Raw genomic sequence first — 4,626 nt, forward strand, 5'->3', positions numbered from 1 at the left:
GATTACTACCCCAACCCCCCACCCCTCTTGCCCCACCCGCGCTCTTCCGATCTCTTCTTCTGAGAAGCCCCGCCCGGGGACACCGGGCGGGGCTTCTCGCATTTCCGAGGGGGAGCGCAGGGTGCGTGGAATGCGTTGGGGTGCGGCTCTGGCCGGCGTGCTGACCGTGGTCGCGGGGCTGGGACTACGGGCCGTGGGCAGCGGGGCGGTGGCGAAGTACGGCGGTGATGCGCTGTACACCGTGCTCGTGTACGTCCTGGTGGTGATGGTGGCGCCGCGGATCAGGCCGGGCAGGGCCGCCGGGGTGGCACTGCTGCTGAGTTGGTGTGTGGAGTTCTTCCAGATGACGGGCCTGCCGGCGCGGTGGTCGGCGGAGAGCACGGTGGCGCGGCTCGTCCTGGGGTCGACGTTCAACGTGCCGGATCTGTTCTGGTACGCCGTCGGTGCGGGAGGCTGCTGGGCGGTCCACCGGGGCCTGGTCCGCAGCCGTGGCAGGATACGGACCACGCCAGGGGAGGAGCACTGAGATGCACGGCGAGGTCTGGCGGTTGAGGCGAGGGGCGGAGCTCGTCGGCGAGATCGAGATCGGCGAGGCCGACTTCCCTTGGCTGGCGGGGACGTTCCGTCCCGGGCCGGGCTACCCCGCGGTGGCGCCGTGGTTCGCCGAGACGCTCGCCCTGCTGGAGGCCGAGGAGTACGAGGAGCGTTTCGACGAGGCGTACGACCGGATCGCCGAGGCGCTGACGCTCTCCTCCCCGGAGGGGCCGGTCGCGGAGTTCCTGCTGCACATCGACGGCGACCAGGCGTGGTTCCGCTGGAGTGACGAGCCGTTCGATGAGGGGTGAGGACTGAGGGCCGGTCACGGCGGTGGGGCCCAGCCCGCGGGCACGGTGTAGTGCCAGCCCGGGCGCCAGGCCGGGGGATCCCGGAGGATCTCCTCCAGGGGGACTCCGGTGAGCAGGAAGTCCAGGGCCCACCGGTTGGCGGAGTGGGCGATCAGCAGGATCCGGCGGCCGTCGTACGTGGCGGCCACCTCCTGGAGGAAGTCGGCGGTGGCCCGTACGACCTGGCGGTAGCTCTGCCCGCCGGGGAAGGGCGCGTCGAGGCAGGCGGTCCGGCGTGCGGCGACGTGTGCGGCGGGACCGCCGTTCAGCTCGCCGTAGTCGCACTCGCGGAGCCGCCGGTCCTGCTGGACCGGCGGTCGGCTGTCGGGGAAGGCGAGGGCTGCTGTCTCCACGGCCCGGTGCAGGTCCGAGGTGAACACCGCGGCGAATCCGTCGCCGCGTCGGCGTTCGCCCAGTTCGACGGCCTGACGCCGGCCCAGGTCGGACAGCCGGCCCGGGAGCCGTCCGGTGGCGATGCCGGCTTCGTTGTCGGTGGTGGTGGAGTGCGATTCGTAGACGAGGTCGACGGCCATCCAGGTCCTCGGGGGAGTGGGATCCGTGCATGATCCGCGGGGGCGGCTCATGGTGGGGGCTTCCCCGCGGCCGGCGCGGCCATGCCGGAGACGACGTCAGAAGCCCTCGTCCAGGCGGGCCTCAGCTGCTGCGGGTGCCGTCGAGGGTCTCGCGGATGATGTCGGCGTGGCCCGCGTGGCGGGCGACCTCCTCGATCATGTGGAGGAGGACCCACCGGAGGTTGCGGTGGGCGAGCTTCGGCCAGGCACAGGGTGCGTCGAGGTCGGTGGCGGCGACGATCCCGCGGGCGGTGGCCACCTGCTCCTGGTAGTACGCGAGCCAGTGCGGGAGGGCGTCGTGCTCGCCGAGGACGAAGTCGTCCTCCGCACCGTCCTCGACGTGCGGCCACTCGTCGGGGAAGTGCCGGCCGGCCAGGATCACCTGGAACCAGCGGCGCTCCCAGAGGGCGTTGTGCTTCAGCAGGCCGAGCAGGCTGAGGGAGCTCGCGGTGGGCGCCTTCCGGGCGTCCTCCTCGGAGACTCCGTCCAGGGTGCGGAGCAGGGCGGCCCGCTGCTTGTCGAGGAACCCGCAGAGGGCGTCCCGCTCGGTGGCGGTGGAGAGCTGAGGTGACGTCATGCGCCACGACCCTACCGAGTGGCCGGCAGGGGCGTGGCGTCCGGGGCTGCTGGTCAGGGCGCTGCGGTGCCCCAGTTGGGGCGGCTCTCCCAGGTGTCGGCGGTCCGGGTCACGGGGGTGACGGCGGTGCCGTCCGGATGCATGGTGAAGATGTCGGCCTGGCCCGGGAGGGTCGCCTTGGCGAAGGCGATGGCGGTGCCGTCCGGCGCGTAGGAGGGGACGCCGTAGAAGACGTCGGGGGAGCCGGACAGCAGGGTGGTGGTGGCGCTGCCGTCGGGGTTGATCGTGTAGATGCCGCCTCCCGGGGTGGCGTCGGGGCCGGGCGGGTACGTGGTGAAGACGATCCGGCTGCCGTCGGGCGACCAGTTGGCACGGTCGCCGGCCCGCAGGTCCCAGGGGGTGAGTTGGCGGAGCCCGCTGCCGTCGCTGTTCACGATGAACAGGGCGCGGGAGTCGGCGGGCCGGCCCGAGTCGCCGGTCCGGAAGGAGAACACCAGCCGGCTGCCGTCGGGGGACCACGCCGGGTCGTCGACGTCCCCGGCGTAGGGCTGGTCCTGGGTGAGGGTGGTGAGCCGGCGGGGGTTCGCGCCGGTCGCGTCCATCACGTAGATGTCGCTGTACTGGATCTGGTCCGCGGAGGTGTCGACGGCGCCCCAGCCGCGGCCGAAGGCGATGCGGCTGCCGTCGGGCGAGTACGCGGGGGCGCTCTCCTCCTCCACCTGGCAGGACGGGTCGCCCTCCTGGCAGACGGCCGGCAGCTGCCGGGCGGCGGAGCCGTCGGGAGGGACGGTCCAGATCCGGGCGGTGCCGCTGCCGACGGTCCGGTCGAAGGCGACGGCCGTACCGTCGGGCGACCAGTCGGGGTGGTCGTCCAGGGTGTTCGGGTCGGGCCGGGTGATCTGGTGCAGCCCGCTGCCGTCGGGGGCCACGGTGAAGACCGCACTGGTCTGCTTCTCGCCGTCGAGGTACATGCGGCTGGCGATGAGGCCGTTGGTGTCGCCGCCGCCGTACAGGGGAGAGGGGGCGCCCTCGGGCCGGGGCGGTGGATCCGCCGCACAGCCCGGGAGCAGGGCGAGGGCGGTCAGGGCTCCGGCGGCGAGCCGGACGGTCGGTCGGGTGCGGTACAGCACGTGGTTGGTCTCCGTCACCGGGTCGGCCCCCCGAAGCGGTCGAGCCCCCCGCGAGAGCTGCCACTGTGTCAGATCGGGGATGCCGTGCCGTCGGTGACACGCGCATGGTGCGCATGCGACCGGCCGCCCGGCGTACGGGACGAGAGGTCCGTACGCCGAGCGGTCCGTACGCCGGGCGGGAGGGTCAGCCGGACTCGCCCGCACGCTCCGCCTTGGCGGCGGCCTCTGCGGCCTCGGCGGCCTCGGCCTCCTCCAGGGTGGGCGCGGTGCCGCCGAGGTGGGCCGGGACCCACCAGGTGTCGTCCTCGCCGGACGGCTTGGCGGGGTACTCGCGCTGGGCGCGGTCCAACATCTCGCTCATGGCCGCGCGCAGGCGGCGGGTGACCATGACCGGCTTGTCCTGCGGGGTGAGCTCGATCGGCTCGCCGATCATGACGGTGATCGGGACGTGCCGCTTGGTGAGGGTCTTGGGGCGGCCCTTGGTCCACAGCTGCTGGGTGCCCCAGAGGATCACGGGCAGCAGCGGTGCGCCGGAGTCGGCGGCCATCCGGGCGGCGCCGGTCTTGAACTTCTTGAGCATGAAGGAGCGGCTGATCGTGGCCTCGGGGAAGACGCCGACGATCTCGCCCTCGCGCAGCGCCTTGACGGCGGCGTCGTAGGCGGGCTGGCCGTCGGTGCGGTCCACCGGGATGTGCCGCATGCCGCGCATCAGCGGGCCGGAGATGCGGTGCTTGAAGACGTCGTCCTTGGCCATGAAGCGGGTGAGCCGCTTGCCGCCGCGCCAGGGGCCGAGGCCGGCGAAGATGAAGTCGAGGTAGCTGATGTGATTGCTCACCAGGACGGCGCCGCCCGTCGCGGGGACGTGCTCGGCTCCGACGACGGAGACGCGCAGGTCGAGCGCCTTGAACGCGGTCAAGGCGGCGCGGATCACCGGCGGGTACACGAACTCAGCCACGGTCAGCCCTACTTCTCGTCGGGCCTGATGCCCGGTCCGGAGGTACCCGGGCCGTCGGGGCCGACCGGCGAGGGCGCGGCACGCCGCGGCGGCCACGGGTGTTTCAGCCCGATGATCCCCCGAAGACGTGCCCGATGTCACGCGGCGGCGTCCGCGGGGCGGGAATCGGCGGCGAGGCTTACGTCACGTGAGAGCTGTGTCTCACCCGGTGACCGGTGGCGGTCACTCCGGCGGGTCACTCCGGCCGGCCGCCCCGGCCTGCGGCCGTCCTACGGCCGTGACCGGCGGCAGGACGGCGGCAGGGCGGCGGCCGGGACGGGTCAGGCCCGTGCGCCGACGCGGTCGGTGCCGCGCCGCAGCAGCAGGTACGCCTCGCAGCCGAGGCAGTACCCGAAGGCGGCGTTGAGGAAGGCCGCGGCGAGGGCCAGCCCGGTGGCGGCGAGGCCCAGCCAGTCGGCGCCGGACAGGAAGCCGAGGGTGCCGACGAGCGCGAAGGCGAGGCCGACGG

7 protein-coding genes are annotated in these 4,626 nt (G+C 73.3%); 2 read left to right on the forward strand and 5 right to left on the reverse strand.

Annotated elements, in window-relative coordinates; all coding sequences use genetic code 11:
- Positions 1 to 130: 130 nt before the first annotated feature.
- Positions 131 to 526: a DUF2809 domain-containing protein gene (locus ABZ641_RS26310; RefSeq protein ID WP_344625148.1), complete on the forward strand. Its 396-nt coding sequence runs from the start codon at positions 131 to 133 to the stop codon at positions 524 to 526.
- 1 nt (position 527) lies between these two features.
- Entirely contained in the window at positions 528 to 845 is a 318-nt protein-coding gene (locus tag ABZ641_RS26315) for a hypothetical protein (protein ID WP_344625149.1), read from the forward strand.
- A 14-nt stretch (positions 846 to 859) separates the two neighbouring features.
- Here ABZ641_RS26315 and ABZ641_RS26320 read toward each other — a convergent pair whose 3' ends face one another.
- The 5 genes from ABZ641_RS26320 to ABZ641_RS26340 all read right to left on the reverse strand — a co-directional run.
- Complete coding sequence (locus tag ABZ641_RS26320) at positions 860 to 1,417, reverse strand: histidine phosphatase family protein (RefSeq protein ID WP_359985505.1); 558 nt, start codon at positions 1,415 to 1,417, stop codon at positions 860 to 862.
- 121 nt (positions 1,418 to 1,538) lie between these two features.
- Complete coding sequence (locus ABZ641_RS26325; RefSeq protein ID WP_344625151.1) at positions 1,539 to 2,033, reverse strand: DinB family protein; 495 nt, start codon at positions 2,031 to 2,033, stop codon at positions 1,539 to 1,541.
- Positions 2,034 to 2,086: 53 nt separating this feature from the next.
- On the reverse strand, positions 2,087 to 3,181 hold the full coding sequence (locus ABZ641_RS26330) for a hypothetical protein (RefSeq protein WP_359985508.1): 1,095 nt from the start codon (positions 3,179 to 3,181) through the stop codon (positions 2,087 to 2,089).
- A 166-nt stretch (positions 3,182 to 3,347) separates the two neighbouring features.
- Positions 3,348 to 4,118, reverse strand: a complete 771-nt coding sequence (locus ABZ641_RS26335) for a lysophospholipid acyltransferase family protein (RefSeq protein ID WP_344625153.1) — start codon at positions 4,116 to 4,118, stop codon at positions 3,348 to 3,350.
- A gap of 320 nt (positions 4,119 to 4,438) precedes the next feature.
- Positions 4,439 to 4,626: DUF4395 family protein (locus ABZ641_RS26340; RefSeq protein ID WP_359985511.1), on the reverse strand; the 188-nt coding region annotated here is incomplete at its 5' end.

The organism is Kitasatospora sp. NPDC007106, from assembly GCF_040634455.1.
Lineage (GTDB): Bacteria > Actinomycetota > Actinomycetes > Streptomycetales > Streptomycetaceae > Kitasatospora > Kitasatospora arboriphila.